The organism is Rhodobacter sp. CZR27 (genome assembly GCF_002407205.1).
In the GTDB taxonomy this organism is placed as follows: Bacteria; Pseudomonadota; Alphaproteobacteria; order Rhodobacterales; family Rhodobacteraceae; genus Cereibacter_A.
The window spans coordinates 2438545-2463532 of record NZ_CP023548.1; the positions used below are offsets into that span (position 1 = coordinate 2438545).

Genomic DNA, 24988 nt, shown 5'->3' on the forward strand with positions numbered 1-24988 from the left:
TCATGTAACGCCGCGGGCAACCCCTGAACAGAACCGAGAGTGTCCCCCGATGGAGCTTCGCAACATCGCCATCATCGCGCACGTCGACCATGGCAAGACGACCCTGGTGGACGAGCTCCTCAAGCAGTCCGGCGCCTTCCGCGACAACCAGGCCGTGGCCGAACGCGCCATGGACAGCAACGACATCGAACGCGAGCGCGGGATCACCATCCTTGCCAAATGCACCTCGCTCGAATGGGCGGGCAAGCGCATCAACATCGTCGACACCCCCGGCCACGCCGACTTCGGCGGCGAGGTCGAGCGGATCCTGAACATGGTCGACGGGGTGGTGCTGCTGGTCGACGCCGCCGAAGGGCCGATGCCGCAGACCAAGTTCGTCACCTCGAAGGCGCTGGCGCTGGGGCTGCGGCCCATCGTGGTGCTGAACAAGGTGGACAAGCCCGACGCCGAGCCCGACCGCGCGCTGAACGAGGTGTTCGACCTGTTCGCAAACCTCGGCGCCGACGACGACCAGCTGGATTTCCCGGTGCTCTACGCCTCGGGTCGCTCGGGCTGGGCGGACGAGCAGCTGGACGGCCCGCGCAAGGACCTCTCGGCGCTCTATGAACTCGTGCTGCGCCATGTCCCCGCGCCGAAGCAGCTGGCCGACCGCGACCAGCCGTTCCGGATGCTGGCCACCACCCTCTCGGCCGACCCGTTCATCGGCCGCATCCTGACCGGCCGCATCGAGGCGGGAACCGTCAAGGCCGGCGATACGCTCAAGGCGCTGTCGCGCACCGGCGAACGGATCGAGCAGTTCCGCGTCTCGAAGGTGCTCGCCTTCCGCGGCCTGTCGCAGACCCCGATCGATCTGGGCGAGGCGGGCGACATCGTGACCCTCGCCGGCATGTCGAAAGCCACCGTCGCCGACACGCTCTGCGCGCCCGAGGTCGACGTGCCGCTGCCCGCGCAGCCGATCGACCCGCCGACCATCTCGGTCACCTTCGGCATCAACGACTCGCCGCTAGCCGGCAAGGACGGCAACAAGGTCCAGTCCCGCGTCATCCGCGAGCGGCTGATGCGCGAGGCCGAGATCAACGTGGCGATCAAGGTCACCGACACGCCCGGCGGCGAAGCCTTCGAGGTCGCCGGACGGGGCGAGCTTCAGATGGGCGTGCTGATCGAGAACATGCGCCGCGAAGGCTTCGAGCTGTCGATCTCGCGCCCCCGCGTGCTGTTCCGCGAGGTCGACGGCGTCCGCTGCGAGCCGATCGAGGAAGTCACCATCGACGTGGACGACGAATATACCGGCGCGGTGATCGAGAAGCTGACCGGCCCGCGCAAGGGCGACCTGGTCGAGATGAAGCCCGCCGGCGCCGGCAAGACCCGGATCATCGCGCATGTGCCCTCGCGCGGGCTGATCGGCTATCATGGCCAGTTCCTGACCGACACCCGCGGCACCGGCGTCCTGAACCGCGTCTTCCACGAATGGGCGCCGCACAAGGGCCCGATCGAGGGCCGCCGCGTCGGCGTGCTGGTCTCGATGGAAAACGGCTCTTCCGTGCCCTACGCGCTCTGGAACCTCGAAGAGCGCGGGCACCTGTTCATCGGCGCTCAGGAAGCGGTCTATGAGGGGATGATCATCGGCGAGCATTCACGCGAGAACGATCTGGAAGTGAACCCGCTGAAGGGCAAGAAGCTGACCAACGTCCGCGCCTCCGGCACCGACGAGGCGGTGCGGCTGACGCCGCCGGTCCGGCTGTCGCTGGAGCAGGCGATTGCCTATATCGACGACGACGAACTGGTGGAAGTGACGCCCAAGGTCGTGCGGATGCGCAAGCGCCACCTCGACCCGCACGAGCGCAAGCGCGCTGCCAAGGCGGCCGAGTAAGCCTCGCGGGCGCCGCCTCTGGCCGGCGCCCGTTTTCGTCGGAGGGTCACAGCGGCGCCTAGGCCCTCACGCGGCCTCGGCCAGCGCGCCGGGCGCGAAGGGCTCAACGTGGACATGCTCGCCCTCGAAGGTGCAGAACGAGCCCGGCGCCACGGTGAGCCAGTCGCCCTCGTCCTGCTCCAGCGGCTCGGACACCACGGCCCGGCCGCCCCGCCGCAGGCTCCAGCGGTGGTAGAGTGTCGGCGCCTGATCGTCCGAGGCGTAGCGCACTGCATAGAGCCGCTCGCCGTCCGACAGGGCCGCGGTCAGCCGCAGGTGTGGGATGCTGCCCTTCTCGCGGCTCAGCCGCTCCAGCCGCAGCACGGCACGTTCCAGTGCGCCCTTCGGATCGCTCTCCAGCCCCTCGGCCAGCGCGACGAGGAACAGCACCTCGCTGTCGGTGGCGCCCTTGCGATAGGCGTAGAGCTGCTCGGGGATCAGCATGTCCGCATCGCGGCGGAACGCCTCGTATCCGCCGACCTGCCCGTTGTGCATGAAGCTCCACCGCCCGACCGAGAAGGGGTGGCAGTTGTTGCGGCTGGTTGCCGTGCCGGTCGAGGCGCGGACATGAGCCAGAAACAGGCCCGACTTCACCTGCGCGGTCAGGCTGCGCAGGTTCGGATCGCTCCAGGCCGGATAGACGTCGCGGTAGAGCCCCGGCTCCGGCCGCTCGCCATACCAGGCGATGCCGAAGCCGTCCGCGTTGATCGCGGTTCCGCATTCGGTGGCGCAGTGGCTCTGGTGGATCAGGGAATGGCCAGGGCGGCTGACGACCTCCTCGAGGAAGATCGGCGCCCCGATGTAGGCGGCCCAACGACACATGACTCAGACCGCCCCCCGGGCGCGACTGAACGACGGCACCTTCATGACTGCTCCGGCGCTTGATTTGCGGCCATCCTATCAGGATCGCCGCAGTGCCGCATCACGATTTTGTCACGAATCCGTCGCACCGGCGAATCGCCGCGGTCACTCAACCTCCTCGACGACCACGAGATCCCGGACCGAGGCGCCGCGCGCATGGTCCAGCGCCGCCTGATACTCGTCCGAGTTGTAGCAGGCCACCGCGGCTTCGACCGACGGGAAGCGCGCCACGACATTGCGCGAGCGTTCCCGCCCCTCGAGCTGCACGAAGCGACCGCCGCGGGCGAGGAACACCCCGCCATGCGCGGCGATGGCGGGACCGGCGGCCTTGGCGTAGCGGCCATAGGCCTCCGGGTCCGTCACCTCGACATTGGCGATCCAGAGCGCGGTTGCCATCTCAGCCCCCGATTACGGCTTCCGCGGCGCGGATCGCCGCCTCGGCTTGCGAGGCATCCGCCGCACCGGCCTGCGCCATGTCGGGCCGGCCGCCGCCGCCCCGACCGCCCAGCGCCTCGGCCGCGGCCTTCACCAGCGAAACCGCCGACAGCCGATCCGTCAGGTCGGTCGTCACGCCCGCCGCCAACGCGGCCTTGCCGCCGGTGTCCGAGATCAGCAGCACCGCGCCCGAGCCCACACGCGCCTTCATCTCGTCGATCAGGCCCGGCATGTCCTTGCCCGGAACGCCCTGCACGATCTGGGCGAGGAACTTCACCCCGCCGATCTCGCGCGCCTCGGCCGAGGCACCGCCGCCCATCGCCGCCTCGCGACGAAGCTGGGCAAGCTCGTTCTGCAGCTGGCGGCGCTCGTCCACCAGCGCCTTCACGCGTTCGACCAGATCGGCGGGCGCCGCCTTCAGAACGGTCGCCACTTCCGACAGCCGCTTCATCTGCTCGTTGAGGTAGGCCAGCGCCCCCTCGCCGGTCAGCGCCTCGATCCGCCGCACGCCGGCCGAAGAGGCGCTGTCGCCGAGGATCACGCAGAGGCCGATGTCACCCAGCCGCGCCACATGGGTGCCGCCGCACAGCTCCAGCGAATAGGTCCGACCGTCCGCGCCCTTGCCCGAACCGTCGAGCGTCCCCATCGAGACCACCCGCACCTCGTCGCCGTATTTCTCGCCGAAAAGCGCCTGTGCCCCGAGGGCGCGGGCATCGTCGGGCGACATGATTCGCGTCTCGACCGCACCATTCGAGCGGATATAGGTGTTCACCTCGGCCTCGACCATTGCCAGTTCTTCGCCGCTCAGCGCCTTGGAATGGCTGAAATCGAAGCGCAGCCGGTCCGGCGCGTTGAGGCTGCCGCGCTGCGCGACGTGATCGCCGAGCGCGCGCCGCAGCGCCTCGTGCAGCAGGTGCGTGGCCGAATGGTTCGCGCGGATCGCCGAGCGCCGCGCATGGTCCACTTCAAGCTGCGCGCCCTGACCCTGCCGGATCTCGCCCTCGGTTACTTCCGCAAAGTGCAGGAACAGCCCCTGCCCCTTCTTCACATCCGTGACGCGCGCCCGGCCCGAGTCGGTGCGGATCTCTCCGGTGTCGCCGACCTGACCGCCGGACTCGGCATAGAATGGCGTCTGGTTCAGCACGATCTGCACGGTCTGGCCGGCCTGCGCTGCCGGCACCGCCGCGCCGCCGGCGACCAGAGCCAGAACCTGGCCCTCGGCGGCCTCGGTGTCATAGCCGAGGAATTCGGTCGCGCCATGCTTCTCGGCCAGATCGAACCAGATCGCCGCGTCCTTGGTCTCGCCCGAGCCGGACCAGCTGGCGCGCGCCTTGGCCTTCTGCTCGGCCATCGCGGCCTCGAAACCGTCGGTATCGACCTTGCGGCCCTTCTCGCGCAGCGCATCCTGCGTCAGGTCCAGCGGGAAGCCGTAGGTGTCGTAAAGCTTGAAGGCCGCTTCGCCCGGCAGCGCCGCGCCCTCGGGCAGCCGCTCCAACTCGTCCTCCAGCAGCCGGAGCCCGCGGTCGAGGGTCTGGCGGAAGCGGCTTTCCTCCAGCTTCAGCGTCTCCTCGATCAGCGCCTGCCCGCGCACGAGTTCCGGATAGGCCGCACCCATCTGGCGCACCAGCGCCGGCACAAGGCGGTGCATCACCGGTTCGTCCGCGCCCAGAAGATGCGCGTGCCGCATCGCCCGCCGCATGATCCGGCGCAGCACATAGCCGCGCCCCTCGTTCGAGGGCATCACGCCGTCAGCGATCAGGAAGCTGGTCGAGCGCAGGTGGTCGGCGATCACCCGGTGGTGCGTCTTGCCCGGGCCGTCCGGATCGCTCGAGGTTGCGTTGGCCGAGGCCTCGATCAGGCTCCGCATCAGGTCGGTGTCGTAGTTGTCGTGCTTGCCCTGCAGCAGCGCACCGATCCGTTCCAGCCCCATGCCGGTGTCGATCGACTGCATCGGCAAGGGCGTCATCGAGCCGTCCGGATGCTGCTCGTTCTGCATGAAGACGAGGTTCCAGATCTCGATGAAGCGGTCGCCGTCCTCTTCGGCCGAGCCCGGAGGGCCGCCCCAGATCGAGGGGCCGTGGTCATAGAAGATCTCGGTGCAGGGGCCGCAGGGGCCGGTCGGGCCCATCATCCAGAAGTTGTCGTTGGTCGGGATACGGATGATCCGCTCGTCCGGCAGGCCCGCCACCTTCTTCCAGATCTCCGCCGCCTCGTCGTCGGTGTGATAGACCGTGACCAGAAGCTTGTCCTTCGGGATGTCGAAGTCCTTCGTCAGAAGCTCCCACGCGAAGGGGATGGCGTCGGACTTGAAATAGTCGCCGAAGGAGAAGTTCCCCAGCATCTCGAAGAACGTGTGGTGCCGGGCGGTGTAACCCACGTTGTCGAGGTCGTTGTGCTTGCCGCCCGCGCGGACGCATTTCTGCGCCGTGGTCGCGCGGGTGTAGTCGCGGCGCTCGAGCCCGGTGAAGCAGTTCTTGAACTGCACCATGCCCGAGTTGGTGAACATCAGCGTCGGATCGTTGCGCGGCACAAGCGGGCTCGATTCGACGACCCGGTGGCCGTTGCGTCGGAAGTAGTCGAGGAAGGTGGACCGGATATCGTTCAACGACGGCATGAGGGAGCCCCTGTCAGGCGGATCTGATGTTCGCCGTTTCGTTTAGCCCCCCGCGCCGGGGCTGTCCACCTCGACGCGAGCCGCCTCACATGTCCACGAGATCGTCGCCCTTGCCATCCTCGGCCGCGGAGAAATCGAGGCCGTGCGAGGCACGGATCCTGTCCTCGATCTCGGTTGCCACCGAAGGATTGGAGCGAAGGAACGCCTTGGCGTTCTCGCGACCCTGGCCGATCCGCTCGTCGCCGTAGGAATACCAGGAGCCGGATTTCTCGACCACGCCCGCCTTCACGCCAAGATCGACCAGTTCGCCGGTCTTCGAGATCCCCTCGCCATACATGATGTCGAACTCGACCTCGCGGAACGGCGGGGCCACCTTGTTCTTCACCACCTTCACCTTGGTGGTGTTGCCGATGACGTTGTCGCGGTCCTTGATCGAGCCGGTCCGGCGGATGTCGAGACGGACGCTGGCATAGAACTTCAGCGCGTTGCCGCCCGTCGTGGTCTCGGGGCTGCCAAACATCACGCCGATCTTCATGCGGATCTGGTTGATGAAGATCACCATGCAGTTCGACCGGCCGATGCTCGCCGTCAGCTTGCGCATCGCCTGGCTCATCAGGCGGGCCTGCGAGCCCATCTGCATGTCGCCCATGTCGCCCTCGATCTCGGACTTGGGCGTCAGAGCCGCCACCGAGTCGACAACGATCAGGCTGACCGCGCCGGAGCGAACCAGCGTATCGACGATCTCCAGCGCCTGCTCGCCCGTGTCGGGCTGCGAGATGAGCAGTTCGTCAAGGTTGACGCCGAGCTTCTTGGCGTATTGCGGGTCGAGCGCGTGTTCCGCATCGACAAAGGCGCAGACGCCGCCCTTCTTCTGCTCTTCGGCCACGACATGCAGGGTGAGCGTCGTCTTGCCCGAGCTTTCCGGCCCGTAGATCTCGATAATGCGCCCCTTGGGCAGGCCGCCGATCCCGAGCGCGATGTCGAGGCCCAGCGATCCTGTCGAGGTCGCCTCGATCTCCATCACCGGGCTGTTCGCGCCCAGCTTCATGATCGAACCCTTGCCGAACTGCCGTTCGATCTGTGCCAGCGCGCTTTCCAGCGCCTTCGCCTTGTCCATCTCGCGCCTTCCGTTCAAGTCGAGCAGGTTCGCCGTCGCCATGTCCTGTTCCTTATTCCACAGCCGCGCCAGAGCAGCAATCGCTTCCCGTGTTCGCTCTATGTTCCGCGCCACTATGGGACCAAACAGCGAACTCATCAACCGGATTCTCCGGCAGATGCAGCTTCCGGCAAACGCGGTTAAAGACTAGTTTACGACGTCAGGACCCGCAGAGGTTCGGCAACAAAAAGGGACAGGATGCTCGTATTCTGGGAACAACGGCTGGCCTTCCTTGCCACGCCGAAGACGGGAACGACCGCCATCGAGGCGGCTCTCGAATCACTCGCCGCGGTTTCGATCCAGCGGCCGCCGCTTCTGAAGCACACGACACTGCAGCGATACCGGCGCTTCATCGGCCCCTATCTCGAAGCCGCGTCGGGCAGCACGTTCACCGTGGTGGCGCTGATGCGCGAGCCGCGCGCCTGGCTGGGAAGCTGGTATCGCTACCGCCAGCGCGAGGATCTTCTGGATCCGGCAAAGAGCACGGCCGGCCTGAGCTTCGACGAGTTCGTCAGGGCCTATGCCTCGGATCCGCAGCCCGACTTTGCGGCCGTCGGGTCACAGGCCAGGTTCCTGGACAGCAAGGGCGGCGCGGGTGTCGACCGGCTCTTCCGCTATGAGGACATCGACAGCTTCATCGACTTTCTCGAGGAGCGGCTGGGCTGCGAGATCATCCTGCCTCGCCTGAATGTCTCGCCCTCCGCCTCGCTGGAACTGACGCCCGACACCGAGGCCCTGCTGCGCCGGGCCCTGCAGAAGGACTACGAGATCTACGACACCCTGGCCTGATCCTCGTCAGTGCGCCTGCCCCTGCACCGTCGCGGTGAGGTCGTTGAGCGAGAAGGGCTTGGGCAGGAACACCGAATTCGGGATGCGCGACTGGGACTCTGCCAGACACTCCTCGGCATAGCCGGAGACGAAGATCACCCGAACATTCGGGCGGTCCTCGAGCGCGCGGCGGACCCAGGTCGGGCCGTCCATTCCGGGCATGACGACATCGGTGACGAAGACGTCGACATCAAGCTTCGGATCCTCCAGCGCCTTCAGGGCGTCCTCGGCATTCTCGGCCTCGATCACCGTGTAGCCGCGCAGGCGGAGCGCGCGGGAGGCAAAGGCGCGGACCGGGGCCTCGTCCTCGACGAGAAGCACCACGCCCTCGCCCCGACGCAGTGCCGCGGGCTCTGCGCGGGCGGGCGGCGCAACATCCGCGGGAAGCGGTTCCTCGTTGATCGGGAAGTAGAGGTGGAAGACGCTACCCTGGCCTGGCTCGCTGTCAACGAAGATGAACCCGCCCGACTGCTTGACGATGCCATAGACCGTCGACAGGCCGAGGCCGGTGCCCTCGCCCATGCGCTTCGTGGTGAAGAAGGGCTCGAAGATCTTCTGCAGACGTTCCGGCGGGATGCCGATCCCGTCGTCCCGCACCCGGATCACGGCATAGCGGCCGGGCGGGACGACGGCGCGGTCCCGGCGCAGTTCCTCCGTCAGGGTCAGGGCCTCGGTCTCGATCCGGATCACGCCCCCCTCGGGCATCGCGTCGCGCGCGTTCACCACGAGGTTCATCAAGACCTGTTCGAGCTGGCGCTTGTCGGCCCGGATCGGACCCAGGTCCGCGGCATGCGACAATCTCAGGGTGACGCGCTCTCCCACCAGCCGGTTCAGCAGATGGGTGAGATCCGACAGCACCTCCTGCAGCTCGATCCGTTCCGGCTTCAGCGTCTGCTTGCGCGAGAAGGCGAGGAGCTGCCCCACGAGGCTTGCCGCGCGGTTGGCGTTCTGATGGATCTGCACGAGGTCGGCAAACTCGGGATCCTCGCGATCATGGCGCAGGAGCAGCAGGTCGCAGTGGCCCGAAATGGCCGTCAGCAGGTTGTTGAAGTCGTGGGCGATGCCTCCCGCAAGCTGGCCGATGGCCTGCATCTTCTGGCTCTGGACGAACTGTGCCTCGAGGGTCTTCAGCGCGGTGGCATCGTTCAGCACCGCAAGGATCGACGGCCGGCCCTGCTCCACGATACGGCGCAAGGCGATCTGCAGGAAGACATCCTCCTCCGAGCGGCGGAGCCGCAGGACTTCGGCCCCGCCCGGCATCCGCTCGGCCGCGACATCGGCGAGCCAGTCACTCACGGACCGGCCAAGACCCTCGAAGAGGTCCGAGAAGGTCGGCCGCGCGTCGGTATCGATCGACAGCAGGTCCCGTGCCGACCGGTTGGCCATGCGCAACATCCCGTCGCAGCCGAACTTGATCAGCGCCACCGGCAGATGCTCGAAATCCGCGAGCGCCGTCTCGCGCCCCGCCGGGCCGGGAACCGGCATGAGGTAGATCTCGCGCCGCTCTCCCACCCCTTCGACCTCGGCCAGGATCGCGCGAACCGGCCCGTCGGCGGAGGCCACCTCGACCTCTTCTCCGGACCGGGGAGCGATGTCGGTGAAGACCCGGTCCAGGCGCTTTGGCCGCTGGCCGAGCAGGCGGCGCATGGCGTCGTTCGCGAAGAGCACGACCCCCGACTTGTTCGCCACCAGCATCGGCAGGCTCAGCCCCTCGGCGCCCCGTCCGGTCGCCGCGGTGCGGTCCTGGAACTCTTCCAGCCGCCAGAGGAACCGGTCGCCGCCGATCCGATGGACCGAGAGCCGGGTGTGACCCCGCCGCGTGACCACATCCTCGCGCGAGGAGCCGAGGTTCGCCGCCCGCGCCTGCAGGCGGAACAGCACCGAGGCGGGACTGGCGAAATGGTCGCCCAGCGCCGCGACAAGCGTTCCGCCGCTGCGATCGCCGAACCGGGATGCGGCGGCGCGGTTCTGGTAGCCGATCTGGCCCACCGCATCGGTCGTGAAGCAGGGGGCGGCATCCTCGCCGACGAGCCGGCCGAGGCGCAGGTCGAGCCCGCGCCCACGCAGCCGGTCCCACACCATGAACCCCCGCGCCACCAGCACCACGGCCACGAAGGTCAGCGCCACCATGGCCGCCCCGAGCTGCATGTTCAGGTCGGGCGCCAGAACCGCAGTCACAAACGCCCCGCCCGCGACGGCGAGCAGGAGCCAGAGCCGAGAGCCAAGGCCCTCGGCCGCCCCCAAGAGATCAGTCGCCTGCCTGTGCACTCGCGCCCCCCGCGCCGGATTCGTCCACGGACATTCGGCGACGAAATCGTTAACCACAGTTTAATCGCGATCGCGAAACGGCCCCGCGATGACAGGAAGTTCAGCCAATTCTCCGCAACAGGCCGAGAAAGAACCCGTCGCCGCCGTCCCTCGGGGTCAGGCGCAGGGTCCCCGCCTGTTCCCAGCCCGGCGTGCGGGCGAGAAAGGCCGCCGTCTGGTCGGAGTTCTCGCATCGCAGGAGCGAGCAGGTGGCATAGGCGAGGTGACCGCCCGGCCGGACCATCGGCGCCACCCTGTCGAGTATGGCCGACTGCGTGAGCAGAAGCAGCTGAAGGCGCTCTTCGGTGAGGGCCCACTTGCCCTCGGGTGCCCGGCGCCAGCTGCCGGAGCCGGAACAGGGCACGTCGGCAAGGACCAGATCGAAGGGCGCCTGCCGCGACAGCTGTTCCGGAGAAAGGACGCGGATCGCCACGCCCGCCCGCCTCGCCCGCTCGGGCAGGTCGCGCATCCGCCCCGGATCGGCGTCATGGGCATGCAGCGACAGCCGCGTCCGGGCGGCCATCGCGAGGCTCTTGCCGCCCCCGCCCGCGCAGAAATCGAGAACGCGGTCGCCTGGCGCAAGCGGCAGCGCCTCGACCACCGCCTGCGATGCCGCATCCTGAAGCTCGACCAGCCCCTCGCGATAGGCGGCGGAACCCTCCACCCGGCGGGCGTTGGCCGTCACCTCAAGCGCCGAAGGGGCGAGGGGGTGCGGGCGGGTCGCGATCCCCTCGGCCGCCAGCCGGTCCATCGCCTTGTCGCGGGTGAGCCGGGCGCTGTTGACGCGCAGGAAGACCGGCGCGCGGTGGCGCAGCGCCTCCATCACCGCGTCGAAATCGCCGCCCAGGCTCTCCTTCAGCCGCGGGGCCAGCCAGTCGGGACAGTCAAGCGCCTCCAGCCCGGCGGGCGTCTGCGGCTGGCACTCCGGCCCCTCGGGCGGCGCGGGGGCATGGCCTTCGCCGGTGAAGAGCGTCGCGACCTCGGTGCCCGCGGCGCGCAGGCCCCCGAGGATCAGGCCGCGACCGCTCTCGACGCCGCCCAGCCGTGCGAAGGAGCGGCGGCACCGCAGCGCCTCGAACACCAGATCCCGCACGGCCGCGCGGTCGGCCGAACCGGCATAGCGGCTCGCGCGGCCCCAGTTGGTGAGCACCTGCTCGGCGGGCGCGCCGGCGAGCACCCGGTCGAGGATGCCGATGGCGGCGGAGAGTCTGGCGGCGGGAGTCATGGCCCCGGTGGGTTCCTCAAGCATCTGAAAGCCGGGCGCTTCCCGGTTCCGGCAGAGCGAGGCATGACATGGGCCGGCGGGCATGGCAAACATGATCTGGGGCAGGAAAGAGGACGACATGGCGCTGAACTTCCGGCAGACGGAGATCCTGGAGATTGCCCGCAGCGAGGGTCGGGTCATCGTCGAACAACTCGCCGAGCGCTTCGCGGTGACGCTGCAGACCATCCGCCGCGACCTGACCGAACTGGCCGATGCCGGCCTTCTCGACCGGGTGCATGGCGGCGCGGTGCTGCGCACCGGCGTGTCGAACATCGGCTACGAGGAGCGGCGCCGGATGAACGAGGCCGCGAAGGCCGCCATCGGCCGCGCCTGCGCCCGCGCCATCCCGGACAATTCCTCGATGATCATCAACATCGGCACCACCACCGAGGCGGTGGCGCGCGAACTCCTGAACCACCGCAACATCACGGTGGTGACGAACAACATGAACGTGGCGAACATCCTGGCCGCCAACCCGTCCTGCGAGGTGATGGTGGCCGGCGGTCAGCTCCGCCGGGCGGACGGCGGGCTGATGGGCGATCTGACCGTGCAGTTCATCGAGCAGTTCAAGGTGGATTTCGCCATCATAGGCACCTCGGCGCTGGACCGTGACGGCGACCTGCTCGATTTCGACCTCGCCGAGGTGCGGGTATCGAAGGCGATCCTGCGCCAGTCCCGCCAGCGGTTCCTGGTTACCGACGCATCGAAGCTCGATCGCAAGGCCCCGGTCCGGCTCGCCTCGCTGGAGGAGCTGGATGCCGTCTTCACCGACCACGCCCTGCCCGAGGACCTGACGCGCCGCTGCGAAAGCTGGAGCACGACCGTGACGGTCGCGGACTAGAGCGCGAGCAATTCGCCCGTAACAAGGTTGCGGATGCGCGAGACCCGGCTGCCGTCCCATTCGAAGGCGAAATGGTCGCCCTGCGCGGGGGGGCCCGCCACATCGGGCCAGAACAGCGCCACGCAGAACCCCGAGGCCGCCCGGGCGCTGGGATAGAGAATGCCGTCGGCGCCCCCTTCACGCAGCAGCGCGCCGAAGTCCTGCGCGGCGCGGTAGTCGTGCGGATCGAGGAGATCGGCGCGGTCGGGAGCCACCACCTCCAGCTCCGCATCGAGCCGCCCGACGAGTTGGCGGAACTCCGAGGTCCAGCCGGCGGTTTCGGCGGTCGCCGCCATGAAGCGGCCATGGTGATGGGCAACCTCGACCAGCGCCACGTCCAGGCTCTCGGCGGCGTAATAGACCCCGAAGCTGCCGTCGGAGAACCTGCTGGGCCGATCGGGAGAGACATGGGTGAAGCAGGCCATGGCGAAGGACGCGCCCGGACCCGAGACGCGCCGCTCCGGCGGCACGAGGTCGAGCCGGCCGAGGCTGTCGCGCAACCGCGGGTTGGTCTTGGCCTCGGCCGAGGCGATGGCCTCCCAGTCGGCGGGATCGGCGATATCCTCGAAGAGGTCGATGGGGGGAAAGCGCGAGCGGATGATCCGGTGCGTCCGGTCCCAGACCACGCGACGGCGCACCATGTCACCAGCCTCCGCGCTCGGCGTCGAGGTAGTTGCGCACCCGGAGAAGGTCGGTGATCTCGCCGCCGAGCATGACCTCCAGCGCCGGGGCACCGCCAAAGTCGACATTCGGCCGGCGGATCCAGCCGTAGCCCCGCTCCGGCTCGCGGAAGATGAGGCGGAGCGCCTTGTGGATGCCCATCAGAAGCGACAGCCGCGTCTTCTGGTCCCGCGAGATCCGGCCCGGCGCGCCGGCCTTCCAGCGCGCCCAGGTCCGCGGCGAGAGTTCGCCCAGAAGGATCGCCGCCTCGCGGTCAGCCACCTCCCAGAGACGGAACAGGTTGACCACCGCGCGCGCCATCGCGGCCGCCTCGGCATCGGTGATGCGCGGGTCGTCAGGGTCGGCGGGGGTCTTCCCGATCGGGCGAAGCGCGAGCATGGCAGTGTCCTTTTGGCAGGAAATAGCATCCCGATTGCCAATCGGCAAGACACATTGATCGCTTTACCTGCTCGCGGGACCTTGAACCTTGGTTCCGAAGCGACATATCAGCGAGATCGGTGGTGTCCGGGCCCCTCTGGCGAGAGAATGCGGCGTTCTCGCGATGTCGGCACCGAAAGCGTCATTTGCCGCCAGGACGCATTTTTCCATCATGCTCGAACAACCGAACCTCTCGCCCGCGGGTGATGACCTCTGGTCCGCATGGACGCCGGAGGCATGCGCATGACCACGGCCCCCGCACAGAAAAGCACCCTCTCCTACCTGACATGGGCCTTTGCAGCGACCGTCGTCGGCCTGGCACTTGGCGGCTTCCTCGGCTGGCAGAGCACCGGCACGATCGAGGGCACCGCGACGATCTTCTTCATCTGCTGCGTCCTTGCGGTGCTGGAGATCTCGCTGTCCTTCGACAACGCCATCGTCAACGCGAACAAGCTGAAGTCGATGACGCCGGTCTGGCAGCGCCGCTTCCTGACCTGGGGCATCCTGATCGCGGTCTTCGGCATGCGGATCGTCTTCCCGCTGCTCATCGTGGTGGTAGCGGCCAACCTGGGGCCGTGGCAGGCGATGGTGCTGGCGGCGACCGAGCCCGCGGAATATTCCCGCATCATGCATGAGGCGCATCTGCCCATCGCGGCCTTCGGCGGCACCTTCCTGATGATGGTCGGCCTGACCTACTTCTTCGACCAGGAAAAGGATGTGCACTGGGTGCACTGGATCGAGGAGCAGGCCAGCAAGTATTCCTCGATCCGGGGCATCGAGGTGGCCTTCGTGCTGGTCGTGATGCTGGGCTTCTCGCAGCTTCTGGAGGGGGCCGATCAGCAGGCGTTCCTGACCTCGGCAATCTACGGCCTTCTGACCTTCCTTCTGGTCGAGGTGGTAGGCGGCTTCCTCGACCACCGGCAGCAGATGCTGGATGCGGCGGCCAAGGGCGGCTTCGGCGCGTTCCTCTACCTCGAGGTGCTGGATGCGTCCTTCTCGTTCGACGGCGTGATCGGCGCCTTCGCCCTGACGCAGAACCTGTTCATCATCGCCATCGGCCTCGGTATCGGCGCGATGTATGTCCGCTCGATGACCATCATGCTGGTCGAACGCGGCACGCTGGCGCAATACCGCTATCTGGAGCACGGCGCGTTCTACGCCATCCTGATCCTCTCGGTGATCATGTATGTGCAGACGCTGACGCATATCCCCGAGGTGATCACCGGCCTCGGCGGCGCGGGGCTGATCGGGATCTCGCTCTGGTCGTCCATTCGCTGGAACCGGCGCAACCCCGACAGCATGCCCGCGGGGGCGGTTCCTCAGAACCTGTAGGTCACGTGACCTTCCGCGAGGCGCAGCCGCTCAAGCTCGTCCTCGCTGGTGCGATACCGCATCCATGGCGCCGGCGCACGGTCGGCGGCGCGCATGCCACCCATCAGGCCGATCAGGCTCCGGACGGCGGTGGTGGTCAGGGCAGTCATGATTTGCTCGTTCTGCTGTTTTACCTGCCCAAAATCTGATCGCGTTGCGAACAGCTCTCCTTGACGAGCATCAATTCCGGACGCTGGTGCGACGCCTGGTCCCAGGGTCGCCCCCGCGTCGCGGACAGCCGTGAAGCGGCAGGTCGAAGCGGCGCCCGATCTCAAGGGAGCGAAGGAGCGACCCGACGCCCGAGTCGCGGAAGAGGGAACGGGCGACGTCGCGCCCGGTCTCAGGGGAGCCAAGGGCGACGCGCGCATCCGCCGCGCGTCGCTGACCATCGGAAAAAGGTCAGGTGCGGAAGACGCGGTAGATCGCCGGGATCACCAGCACCGTCAGCAGCGTCGAACTCATCAATCCGAACAGGAGCGAGATCGCGAGGCCCTGGAAGATCGGGTCGGCGAGGATCACCGCGGCCCCGATCATCGCGGCCAGCGCCGTCAGCAGGATCGGCTTGAAGCGGATGGCCCCGGCCTCGATCAGGATGTCCAGCGGCTCGCGCCCCGTCGGATCGGCATGGCGGATGAAATCCACCAGCAGGATCGAGTTGCGCACGATGATTCCCGCCAGCGCGATGAAGCCGATCATCGAGGTGGCCGAGAACGGCGCCCCGAACATCCAGTGCCCCGCCATGATGCCGAGGAAGGTCAGCGGCACCGGGGTCAGCACCACCAGCGGCAGGCGGAAGCTGCCGAACTGCGCGACCACGAGGATATAGATCCCCAGCAGTGCCACGCCGAAGGCCCCGCCCATGTCGCGGAAGGTGACCCAGGTGACCTCCCACTCGCCATCCCAGAGCAGCACGGGCCTCGACTCGTCCTCGGGCTGGCCGTGCAGGGCGATGACGGGCTTCGTCCCCTCGGGCCAGTCCATCGCCTCGAGCCGGTCGGCCACCGCGAGCATGCCGTAAAGCGGCGCCTCGAAGTCGCCGGCAAGTTCGGCCGTCACCATCTCGGCGGCGCGGCCGTTGTGGCGGAAGATCGGCCAGGAGGCCCGTTCCTCGGTCACCCGCACCACGTCACCCAGCTCCACCACCCCGCGCGCGCCGGGCAGCAGGTCGGCCGGGATCGGCGTCGAGAGGAATCGCTCGTCCAGCACCCGGTCGCCCTTGGGGCGGGCGAGCAGGATCGGCACGGGATGGCGTCCCTCGCCGCGGTGGGAGTAGCCCACCACGCTCTCGCCGTTCAGCAGCCGGATCGTGTCGAACACGTCGGATTCCTGAACCGAGAAGAACTCCAGATCGTCCGGCTGGATCGTGGCGCGCAGTCGGGCGGGCGGCGTGCCGAAGCTGTCGTCGACATCGACGATGAACGGCACGTCCTCGAACGCCTCGCGGATCCGGGCCGCTGCCTCGCGCCGCGCCTCGGGCGTGGGGCCATAGACCTCGGCCAGCAGCGTCGCGATCACCGGCGGGCCGGGGGGCGGCTCGACCGTCTTCAGCACCGTGCCTTCGGGCACCGGCAGCGCGGCAAGGCGCTGGCGGATCTCCAGCGCGATCTCGTGGCTCTCGCGGTCGCGGGCGTCGCCCGGCAGCAGGTTGACATGCAGGTCACCCTCATGCGGGCGACCGCGCAGGTAGTAGTGCCGCACGAGCCCGTTGAAGTTGAACGGCGCCGCCGTGCCGGCATGGGTCTGGACAGAGGCAACCTCGGGCAGCTCCAGCACGGCCCGCGCGGCATCCTGCGCCACGCGGTCCGTCGCCTCGACCGAGGATCCTTCCGGCAGGTCGATCACCACGGCCAGTTCCGACTTGTTGTCGAAGGGCAGCAGCTTCACCGTCACGTGCTGGGTGTAAAGCAGGCTCATGGAACCGAAGGACACCACCACCGTCGCCAGCAGGAAGCCAAGCGCGCGCCCCTTCGTCTTCAGGATCGGCCGCGCTACGGCGGTGTAGAGCCGACCCAGCCGGCCGCCGGGCGTCGCATGATCCTCGCCATGCACCGGCGCACGGCCGGCGATCTTCAGCATCAGCCAGGGCGTGATGATGACCGCGACGAAGAAGGAAAAGATCATCGCGGCCGAGGCATTGGCCGGGATCGGGCTCATGTAGGGCCCCATCAGCCCCGAGACCGCGAGCATCGGCAGCAGCGCCGCAACGACCGTCAGCGTGGCCACGATGGTCGGGTTGCCGACCTCGGCCACCGCCTCGATCGCCGCCTGCGCGCGGGGCTTTGCCCGGTCCAGTCCCCAGTGCCGGGCGATGTTCTCGATCACCACGATGGCATCGTCCACGAGGATCCCGATGGAAAAGATCAGCGCGAACAGCGACACCCGGTTCAGCGTGTAGCCCATCATCCAGGCGGCGGCGAGCGTCAGCAGGATGGTGACCGGGATGACGATGGCCACCACCATCGCCTCGCGCCAGCCGATGGCGAGCCACACCAGCGCGATGATCGAGACCGTGGCCAGCCCGAGGTGGAACAGCAGCTCGTTCGCCTTCTCGTTCGCCGTCTCGCCATAGTCACGGGTGACGGTGACCGAGACGCTGTCCGGGATCAGGCTGCCCTTCAGCGCCTCGATCCGGTGCAGGACGGCCTCGCCCACCACGACCGCATTCGCCCCGGCTCGCTTGGCGATGGCCAACGTCACCGCCGGCGTGCGGATGAGGCTGCCGTCCTCGGCGCGGGTGACATGCGCCACCAGCGCCTCGGCCGTGTCTGTGACGATCCCGACCGTCGCCACGTCGCCGACATAGACCGGCCGGCCGTCGCGGGTGGTCAGCAGAAGGTTCGCGATGTCGGCCGGCGTCGTCAGCGTGCGCCCCGCGATCAGCGCGACCTGCCCGCCGTCCTGCCGCAGCAGTCCCGCATCCTGCGCCGCATTGGCGCCGCCGACCTTCGCCGCAAGGCTCTGCAGCGTGACGCCATAAAGCGCGAGCTTCTCGGGGTCGGGGGCAACGCGGATCGCCTCGGGCGTCTCGCCCACCAGATAGGTCAGGCCCACGTTCTCGACCTTGGCGACCTCGGTGCGCAGCTCGCGCGCGATCCGCGTCAGGTCGTTGGCCGAGACGCCCTCGGCCGCCGGCACGAGCGTCAGCGACAGGATCGCCACATCGTCGATGCCGCGGCCCACGATCAGCGGCTCGGGGATTCCGGCGGGGATGCGGTCCATGTTGGCGCGCACCTTGTCGTGCACGCGCAGCACGGCCGCATCCGAGGAGGTGCCAACCTCGAACCGGGCGGTGACCATCGCCCGGTCATCCTCGGTGCTGGAATAGACATGCTCGACGCCGTCGATGGCCTTCACGATGGTCTCGAGCGGCTCTGTCACCAGCTTCACCGCATCCTCGGCCCGAAGGCCCGGTGCCGCGACATGGATGTCGACCATCGGGACGGAGATCTGCGGCTCCTCCTCTCGCGGCAGCGAGACCAGCGCCAGAAGCCCCACCGCCAGCGCGGCGAGGATGAACAGCGGCGTCAGCGACGAGCCGATGAAGGACCGGGTGATCCAGCCGGCAAGGCCGAGCCGGGGCGCGCTGTCACTCATCGGTCGTCACCACGTCATCGCCGGGCTGGAGCCCGGTCAGAACCTCGACCATCGTCCGGCCCCCGACCTCGTGCCGCGGCCCGAGGATCACGGTCCGCTCGACCGCGGCCTCCCCTACCCTGACGGCCACGAAGTCGAGGCCGGAGCGCTGCCGCACCGCGGAGGCGGGCACCAGCAGCGCCTGCCGCTCGCCCACCGGCAGGCGCACCAGCAGGCGCGCATCGACAAAGGCATCGGACAGGCCCGGCACGTCGACATCTGCGATCACCCGGCCGTTCTCGATCAGCGGATAGATCCGGGCCAGCTTGCCCGTCATGCCGCCTCCGGCGCCCTCGATGCCGATGGGATCACCCTCTTTCAGGAAGGCGGCATGCCGCTCGGGCACGGCAAGGCGCAGGAAGAAGCCGCCGCCGCCGATGGTGGCGACCTCCTCGCCCGACAGCACCACGGCGCCTGCCGCGACCGGCACGTCGAGCACCCGGCCCGCGATCGGCGCCAGCACCCGACCCTCGGCCGATTGCTGCTCCAGAACCTGCCGTTCCGCGCGGTTGGCGGCGATCCGGCCGGTCAGAACCTGAACCTGCGTGCGCAGCGCGTCGGACTGCTGCGTGGTGGAAACACCGCGGGCCAGCAGATCCTCGACCCGCTTCAGTTCGGTCCGGGCGTTGTCGAGTTCCGCCTTCAGCGCCTCGGCCTCGGCATCGACGGCGGCCAGCTGAAAGCCGATCTTCTCGTCCACCACCTCGGCCAGCACCTGTCCCGCCGTCACGCGGTCGCCCTCGGTCACCGCAAGCGAGACCAGCGTGCCGCCGAGCCGCGAGCGCGCGGGGATGCGGTCGCGCGCCTCGATGCGGCCATAGACCGCCTTCCAGTCGGTCACCGTCGAATACGCGAGGGGCTCGGCAAGCGCGTGCAGGGGCAGAAGCACCAGCAGGGCCGCAAGGATGAGGCGGGTCATGGCAAGGGTCCGGTGCGGGGCCGCGGGCGGCCGGATCACATTCGCTTACACGAATATATGCAGAAGCCCGCCCGATCAAGCCTGCCCGGCGTCAGGATCTTCTCAAAGCACGACGATGCCGTTGTGCTTTGCCTTGTGCTCCGGTTCGACATGGATCGAGATCCGGCTATCCGGCACCTCGCGGTGCAGCGCGGCCTCGATCCGGTCGCAGATGTCGTGGGCGGCGGCCACCGTGGTCGCGCCGGTGACGACGAGGTGGAAGTCGATGAAGGTCACCCGCCCGGCGTGGCGGGTGCGCAGGTCGTGCGCCTCCACCGCACCCACCGCCTCGAGCGAGATCACCTCGCGCACCCGCGCCAGCACGTCGTCGGAAACCGACTCGTCCATCAGCCCACTGACCGAGGACGACATGACCCTCCACCCCGACCAGAGCACGTTCACCGCCACCAGCGCCGCCAGCGCCGGGTCGAGCCACAGCCAGCCGCTGGAGATCGCCGCCAGCACGCCGATGGTCACGCCCACCGACGACACGACGTCCGACAGCAGGTGCCGTCCGTCAGCCACCAGCGCGGGCGAGCGCAGCTTGCGGCCCCGGGTGATCAGCACCCAGCACCAGACCGCGTTCACGACACTGGCGGCCCCGTTGACCAGCAGGCCCTCGACCGGCGCGACCAGAGGCCGGGGATCGAGGAAGCCCAGCGTCGCCTCGCGCAGGATCAGCAGCGCCGCCACGATGATCATGGCGCCTTCCAGGACCGCGCTCAGGAACTCGGCCTTGTGGTGGCCGTAGGGGTGATTGGCATCGGCGGGGATCGCCGCCACCCGCACCGCGATCAGCGCGACGATCGCCGCGACCACGTTCACCGTGCTCTCCATCGCATCCGACAGAAGCGCGATCGAGCCGGTCATCGCCCAGGCCAGCGTCTTGAGCGCCAGCACGAGAAGGCCCACGACAAGGCTGCCCACGGCAAGTTTCACGGTCTGCGACATTGGCCTGCTCCGGGGGCGTCAACGGGCAAGGGCTGGAATGACCGGCGGCCGCCCTGCGAAGGCGGCCGCTCTATCAGGATTCGCACGGATCAGGCAAGCGCCTGATTCGAATTGAGAATGTCTCGCAGTCTCAGGCGTCGACCCATTCGGCGCCGGCGCGCGCGTGCAGGTAGCCGTTGGCGAGTTGCCCCCCCGGAGCCACCGCCTTCGCAGCGGCCTCCAGTTCCTCGGAGCAGGCTCCGGCCTTCACCGCGGCATCGAAGGCGCGCGTCAGCGCGACCATGTCGCCGGTATGGGGCGAGAGGCGCAGCGAGGACACGCCCGCAGCGAGCAGCCCCGGAATCTCGCGCCCCGCGAAGGAGGTCGCGCAGGAGAGCGTCTGCACGCCGTTCACCGCGAGGAACTGCTCACCATCCAGCGTATCGACCTCGCGGCCGTCCGGGTCGGCGTTGCAGATGAACTGGCAGCTGTCCTTGATCCGGTCGTGCAGGCGCGCGTGATAGCAGCGGCCCGAGATGGCGAGCGGCTGGCGGCCGAAGCCCCAGACCTCCACCGCGACGCCACGCTCGGCGCCCGCCTTGGCCAGCACCGCGACCGATTCGAGCGGCAGCTCGTTCGGCAGGCAGATCCGCTTTGCCCCGCGCGAGGCGAGCCAGTCGACCGTCCCCACGTTGTAGACGTTGATCAGCGGGCTGACCGAGAAGGGCGCACCGGCCGGCAGATAGGCCAGCGCGGTCAGATCGGCGATCTCGATGCCGGCGCCGGCGTCGATCAGCTCCTCGGTCAGCTGCCGCTCGCGCTTCAGCGTCACGAGGGCGAGCGACGAGATCCAGACCTCCTTGCCGGCGGCCTTCAGCCGGTCGACGGCAATCGGGATCTCGCCCTGCCAGAACGGCAGGCGCTTCGAGCAGACGACCTCGCCCACCACGACGCGGGCTACCGGAGTTTCGTCGGCGATCTTCGCGTAGAAGTCGCGCACGCGCTCGGCTTCCCAGAAGAAGAGGTTCGGTCCGATTGTAAGATCCATCGCCTTACCTCCAGGTCTTGGCATAGGCGCCCGTGGTGGTCGCCTGCCCTTCCGACAGCGCGGCCAGCGCGCCCTGCGGCATCGGTAGGCCCTTGTCCAGCGCATCGACGGCGGCACGGAAGCTGCGCACCACCTGCGCGACGTAGGACCGCGAGCGCTGCCGCCCCTCGATCTTCAGCGCCGTCACTCCGGCCTTCTTCAGTTGCGGCAGGATGTCCTGCGCGTTGAGGCTCACCGCATCCTCGAAGATGTGGCCGGTCTGGTCGCCCGAGGTGAAGCAGCCCTTGCAAAGGGTCGGATAGGGCGCGGGCTGGTCCTTGCCGACCCGGTGGATGGTGAAATCGCCAAGGCGCGCGGCCAGCTGGTCGCCCTCCTCGACATATTCCACCTGCGTGGCGGGCGAGCAGACGCCGTTCATGTTGGGCGACTTGCCGGTGGCGTAGGACGAGAGCGAGCAGCGCCCCTCTGCCATGACGCAGAGCCCGCCGAAGACGAAGACCTCGGTCTCGACGCCGGGGATCTCCTTGTTGATCGCGGCGATCTCGGCGACGGTCAGGACGCGCGGCAACACCACGCGCTTCACGCCGAATTCGCGGGCGTAGAAGTTGATCACGTCCGGGTTCGCCGCGGCGGCCTGCACGGACAGGTGCCGGCGCAGGTTCGGATGATGCTTCGCGGCGTAAGCCAGCAGGCCGATGTCAGCGAGGATCACCGCATCCGCCCCGGCCTTCTCGGCATCGGCCACCGCGCGGTGCCACAGCCCCTCGTCCCCCGCCCGCGGGAAGGTATTGATCGCCACCAGCACATGCGAGCCGTGCTTGTGGGCGAAGGCCACGCCATCGGCCAGTTCCTGCCGCGAGAAGTTCAGCCCGGGAAAGTTCCGCGCATTGGTCTCATCGGCAAAGCCGCAATAGATGGTGTGGGCGCCGGCTTCCACGGCGGCGCGCAGCGCGGCAGGGGTGCCGGCGGGGCAGACGAGTTCCATCAGTAGACTCCGGAGGCGCGGCGCAGGGCCACGCCGGTTTGACGTTCAATGGCTGCAGCGATCGGGGCGAGCGCCCGGCCGAGCGGCGGCGCAACATGCTGGATTTCCTCCAGCAGGTCGAGTTCCGCATTGTCGATCGCGTTGCGCAGTGCCAGCGCGGCGGCGGTGTCGCCCGCGATCACCAGATCGCGCGAGAAGAACAGCGCGTCGCCGTCCACTGCGCCATGCACCAGCGCTAGCAGCGCCGACAGGTTGCCCGAGATGCGGCAGTCGGCGCCCGAGGCATCCTTCTGCAGCCGGATGCGCGGCTCGCCCGCGGGCAGGGTGAGAATCATCACCACCGGCAGATCGGTCGGATCGAGCGCAAAGCTCGCGTTGACGTGAGTGCCGAGGCGGCTGATGATTTCAGGGTGGCGCGCGGCGATGCGGCGGGCAAGCAGCGTCAGCGCGACCGAGGCCGGCGGCTTCGGCAAAAGCCCCACCAGCCGCGAAAGCGGCGGGGCGAGCGTGGGCAGACTGGTCATGGCACACCTGTTCCGATCGGATCGGCGTTCCCCTAACATCCATGCCGCAGTCCCATATTGATGTAAGTCAAGCAACTGTCCGGCTCGCGCTGCTACGCCGCGAGCCCAGACAGTGAGGTTTCATGCGCAGCCTGCCCATCTTCCCGGATCTCCGGGCTTTTCTCGACTGGTGCGCCCGGAAGGGCGACCTTGCCCGGATCGGCGAGGCCGTCTCGCTGCGGCATGAAACCACAGCCGTGGCCTCGAAGGTGCTGCGCGGCGGCGGGCCGGTCCTGCGGTTCGAGAAGCTGCGCGACACCTCGGCCACGATGCCGCTGGTGGCGAACCTTTTCGGCACGCGCGAGCGGGTGGCGGCGGGGCTGGGGCTTTCGCTCGAGCAGATCCCGGATCTTGGCGCCTTCCTTGCGGCGCTGCGCGCCCCGGCCCCGGTGGCGGGCATGCGCGACGCGCTCTCGCGCTGGCCGCAGCTTCAGGCTGCGCTGAACACGCGGGCCAAGCACGTGCGTTCGGCCGAGGTGCAGGAGGTGGTGCACGAGGGCCAGGCGGTCGATCTGGGCATGATCCCTGTGCCGACCTGCTGGCCGGGCGATGCCGGGCCGCTGGTGACATGGCCCGTGGTGCTGACCCGCCCGCACGGGACCAACGCCGAGGACACGCTGACCTACAACGCCGGCGTCTACCGCGCGCAGGTGATCGGGCGGGATCGCCTGATCATGCGCTGGCTCGCCCATCGCGGCGGGGCGGGTCACTACCGGACATGGATGCGCGCGGGTCAGCCGATGCCGGTGGCGCTCGCGCTCGGCTGCGACCCGGCGCTGCTGCTGTCGGCGGCGCTCCCCTTGCCCGAGCCGGTGTCGGAACTGACCTTCTCGGGCGTGCTGCGCGGGGCTCGGACGCCGCTGGTTCAGGGGCGCACCGTGCCGCTGATGGTGCCGGCGAACGCCGAGATCGTGATCGAGGGCTGGGTGCATCCCGGCGACATGTCGCCCGAGGGGCCGTTCGGCGACCACACCGGCTATTACAACTCGGTCGAGGATTTCCCGGTGATGCGCGTCTCGGCGATCACCCATCGCCGCGACCCGCTTTACCTTACCACTCACACCGGGCGTCCGCCCGACGAGCCCTCCGTCATCGGCGAGGTGTTCAACGACCTCGCCATGCCGGTCTTCCGCCAGCAGATCCCCGAGGTGAAGGACCTCTACCTGCCACCGGCCGCCTGCTCCTACCGCATCGCGATCGTGGCCATCGACAAGCGCTATCCCGGACAGGGGCGGCGAGTGATGCTGGCGCTCTGGGGGATGCTCGCGCAGTTCTCCTACACCAAGATGGTGATCGTGGTGGACGGCGACATCAACCCCCGCGACTGGGACGACGTCGCCTGGGCGCTGGCCACCCGCATGGACCCCTCGCGCGACGTGATGATCCTCGACAAGACGCCGATGGATTACCTCGACTTCGCCTCGCCCGAGCCGGGGCTCGCGGGCAAGATCGGCATCGACGCGACGAACAAGATCGGCCCCGAGACGCATCGCGAATGGGGCGAGGTCATGGCGCAGTCGCCCGAGGCCGAGGCCTTCGCCGACAAGCTGCTCGCGAAGCTGAGGATCAAGTCGTGAGGGTGGTTCTGGGCGTCTCGGGGGCGTCGGGTGCGGCGCTGGCCCCAGCCGTCGCGCGGCATCTGGCGCGGCTCGGCGCCGAGATCGACCTCGTCATCAGCAAGGCGGGCGAGCGCACGCTGGTCGAGGAGATCGGCCCCGACGCCCCTGAGGCGCTCCGCAGCCTCGCCACCCGCGTCCATGGCATCATGAACGTGGGCGCCGCCATCGCCTCGGGCTCGTTTCCCGTGGCGGGGATGATCGTCGCGCCCTGCTCGATGCGCTCGCTGGCGGCCATCGCGCACGGGCTGGACGACAACCTGCTGACGCGCGCCGCCTCGGTCCAGCTGAAGGAGCGGCGCCGGCTGGTGCTGCTGACGCGGGAAAGCCCGCTGACGCTGGCGCACCTGCGGAACATGACGGCGGTGACCGAGATGGGCGCCATCGTCGCCCCGCCGGTCCCCGCCTTCTACCTGAAGCCCGAGAGCGTCGAGGCCATCGTCGAGCAGATCGCCGCCCGCGCTGTGGACCTCATGGGCCTCGGCCGTCCGCAGGCACAGGCCTGGGGCGAGGGCTGACCCGAAGCGCCCGG

Annotated in this window: 21 protein-coding genes; 6 read left to right on the forward strand and 15 right to left on the reverse strand. The window is 68.6% G+C overall.

Annotation, left to right across the window (positions count from 1 at the left end):
• Positions 1–49 precede the first annotated feature (49 nt).
• Positions 50–1870 (forward strand): translational GTPase TypA, encoded by a 1821-nt coding sequence (gene typA, locus CK951_RS11915; protein ID WP_096786355.1) that lies wholly within the window; start codon positions 50–52, stop codon positions 1868–1870.
• Positions 1871–1936: 66 nt separating this feature from the next.
• Here the strand turns inward: typA and CK951_RS11920 are convergent, their stop codons facing one another.
• The 4 genes from CK951_RS11920 to recA all read right to left on the reverse strand — a co-directional run bounded on the left by CK951_RS11920 (position 1937) and on the right by recA (position 6978).
• Positions 1937–2731 (reverse strand): class II glutamine amidotransferase, encoded by a 795-nt coding sequence (locus tag CK951_RS11920; RefSeq protein ID WP_096786356.1) that lies wholly within the window; start codon positions 2729–2731, stop codon positions 1937–1939.
• Between the two features lie 144 nt (positions 2732–2875).
• A complete protein-coding gene (locus tag CK951_RS11925; RefSeq protein ID WP_096786357.1) occupies positions 2876–3166 on the reverse strand; it encodes a DUF1330 domain-containing protein in 291 nt (96 codons plus the stop codon).
• Position 3167: 1 nt separating this feature from the next.
• Complete coding sequence (alaS, locus tag CK951_RS11930) at positions 3168–5819, reverse strand: alanine--tRNA ligase (RefSeq protein ID WP_096786358.1); 2652 nt, start codon at positions 5817–5819, stop codon at positions 3168–3170.
• Positions 5820–5904: 85 nt separating this feature from the next.
• Entirely contained in the window at positions 5905–6978 is a 1074-nt protein-coding gene (recA, locus tag CK951_RS11935) for a recombinase RecA (protein WP_096786359.1), read from the reverse strand.
• A gap of 195 nt (positions 6979–7173) precedes the next feature.
• Here recA and CK951_RS11940 point away from each other — a divergent pair, with 195 nt between their 5' ends.
• A complete protein-coding gene (locus tag CK951_RS11940; protein WP_096786360.1) occupies positions 7174–7764 on the forward strand; it encodes a hypothetical protein in 591 nt (196 codons plus the stop codon).
• Positions 7765–7770: 6 nt separating this feature from the next.
• Here the strand turns inward: CK951_RS11940 and CK951_RS11945 are convergent, their stop codons facing one another.
• Positions 7771–10071, reverse strand: coding sequence for an ATP-binding protein (locus tag CK951_RS11945; RefSeq protein WP_096786361.1), 2301 nt, complete (start codon positions 10069–10071; stop codon positions 7771–7773).
• A gap of 100 nt (positions 10072–10171) precedes the next feature.
• The gene (locus tag CK951_RS11950) at positions 10172–11335 is read right to left on the reverse strand and encodes an RsmB/NOP family class I SAM-dependent RNA methyltransferase (protein ID WP_096787246.1); all 1164 of its coding nucleotides are present in this window, start codon (positions 11333–11335) and stop codon (positions 10172–10174) included.
• Between the two features lie 118 nt (positions 11336–11453).
• Between CK951_RS11950 and CK951_RS11955 the strand changes: the two genes are divergently transcribed.
• Positions 11454–12215 (forward strand): DeoR/GlpR family DNA-binding transcription regulator, encoded by a 762-nt coding sequence (locus CK951_RS11955; protein ID WP_096786362.1) that lies wholly within the window; start codon positions 11454–11456, stop codon positions 12213–12215.
• On the opposite strand, the gene CK951_RS11960 is transcribed toward CK951_RS11955, so the two are convergent.
• Positions 12212–12895, reverse strand: a complete 684-nt coding sequence (locus tag CK951_RS11960) for an RES family NAD+ phosphorylase (RefSeq protein WP_096786363.1) — start codon at positions 12893–12895, stop codon at positions 12212–12214. The genes CK951_RS11955 and CK951_RS11960 overlap by 4 nt on opposite strands.
• Position 12896: 1 nt before the next feature.
• Complete coding sequence (locus tag CK951_RS11965; RefSeq protein ID WP_096786364.1) at positions 12897–13313, reverse strand: MbcA/ParS/Xre antitoxin family protein; 417 nt, start codon at positions 13311–13313, stop codon at positions 12897–12899.
• Between the two features lie 282 nt (positions 13314–13595).
• Between CK951_RS11965 and CK951_RS11970 the strand changes: the two genes are divergently transcribed.
• A complete protein-coding gene (locus CK951_RS11970; RefSeq protein WP_096787247.1) occupies positions 13596–14684 on the forward strand; it encodes a DUF475 domain-containing protein in 1089 nt (362 codons plus the stop codon).
• On the opposite strand, the gene CK951_RS21405 is transcribed toward CK951_RS11970, so the two are convergent.
• From CK951_RS21405 to CK951_RS12005, 7 genes are all read right to left on the reverse strand, one after another.
• On the reverse strand, positions 14672–14833 hold the full coding sequence (locus CK951_RS21405) for a hypothetical protein (RefSeq protein ID WP_096786365.1): 162 nt from the start codon (positions 14831–14833) through the stop codon (positions 14672–14674). The genes CK951_RS11970 and CK951_RS21405 overlap by 13 nt on opposite strands.
• A gap of 289 nt (positions 14834–15122) precedes the next feature.
• Positions 15123–18317: an efflux RND transporter permease subunit gene (locus tag CK951_RS11980; RefSeq protein WP_096786366.1), complete on the reverse strand. Its 3195-nt coding sequence runs from the start codon at positions 18315–18317 to the stop codon at positions 15123–15125.
• Positions 18310–19275, reverse strand: coding sequence for an efflux RND transporter periplasmic adaptor subunit (locus tag CK951_RS11985; protein WP_096786367.1), 966 nt, complete (start codon positions 19273–19275; stop codon positions 18310–18312). Before CK951_RS11985 ends, CK951_RS11980 begins: the two co-directional genes overlap by 8 nt.
• A gap of 102 nt (positions 19276–19377) precedes the next feature.
• Positions 19378–20265, reverse strand: a complete 888-nt coding sequence (locus tag CK951_RS11990) for a cation diffusion facilitator family transporter (protein ID WP_096786368.1) — start codon at positions 20263–20265, stop codon at positions 19378–19380.
• A 130-nt stretch (positions 20266–20395) separates the two neighbouring features.
• On the reverse strand, positions 20396–21292 hold the full coding sequence (locus CK951_RS11995) for a U32 family peptidase (protein ID WP_096786369.1): 897 nt from the start codon (positions 21290–21292) through the stop codon (positions 20396–20398).
• Between the two features lie 4 nt (positions 21293–21296).
• On the reverse strand, positions 21297–22277 hold the full coding sequence (locus CK951_RS12000; protein WP_096786370.1) for a peptidase U32 family protein: 981 nt from the start codon (positions 22275–22277) through the stop codon (positions 21297–21299).
• Positions 22277–22801, reverse strand: coding sequence for an SCP2 domain-containing protein (locus CK951_RS12005; RefSeq protein ID WP_096786371.1), 525 nt, complete (start codon positions 22799–22801; stop codon positions 22277–22279). The genes CK951_RS12000 and CK951_RS12005 overlap by 1 nt, the downstream gene beginning before the upstream one ends.
• A 122-nt stretch (positions 22802–22923) precedes the next feature.
• On the opposite strand from CK951_RS12005, the gene CK951_RS12010 reads away from it, so the two are divergent.
• A complete protein-coding gene (locus CK951_RS12010) occupies positions 22924–24417 on the forward strand; it encodes a UbiD family decarboxylase (RefSeq protein ID WP_096786372.1) in 1494 nt (497 codons plus the stop codon).
• Complete coding sequence (locus tag CK951_RS12015; protein ID WP_096786373.1) at positions 24414–24974, forward strand: UbiX family flavin prenyltransferase; 561 nt, start codon at positions 24414–24416, stop codon at positions 24972–24974. The genes CK951_RS12010 and CK951_RS12015 overlap by 4 nt, the downstream gene beginning before the upstream one ends.
• Positions 24975–24988 lie beyond the last annotated feature (14 nt).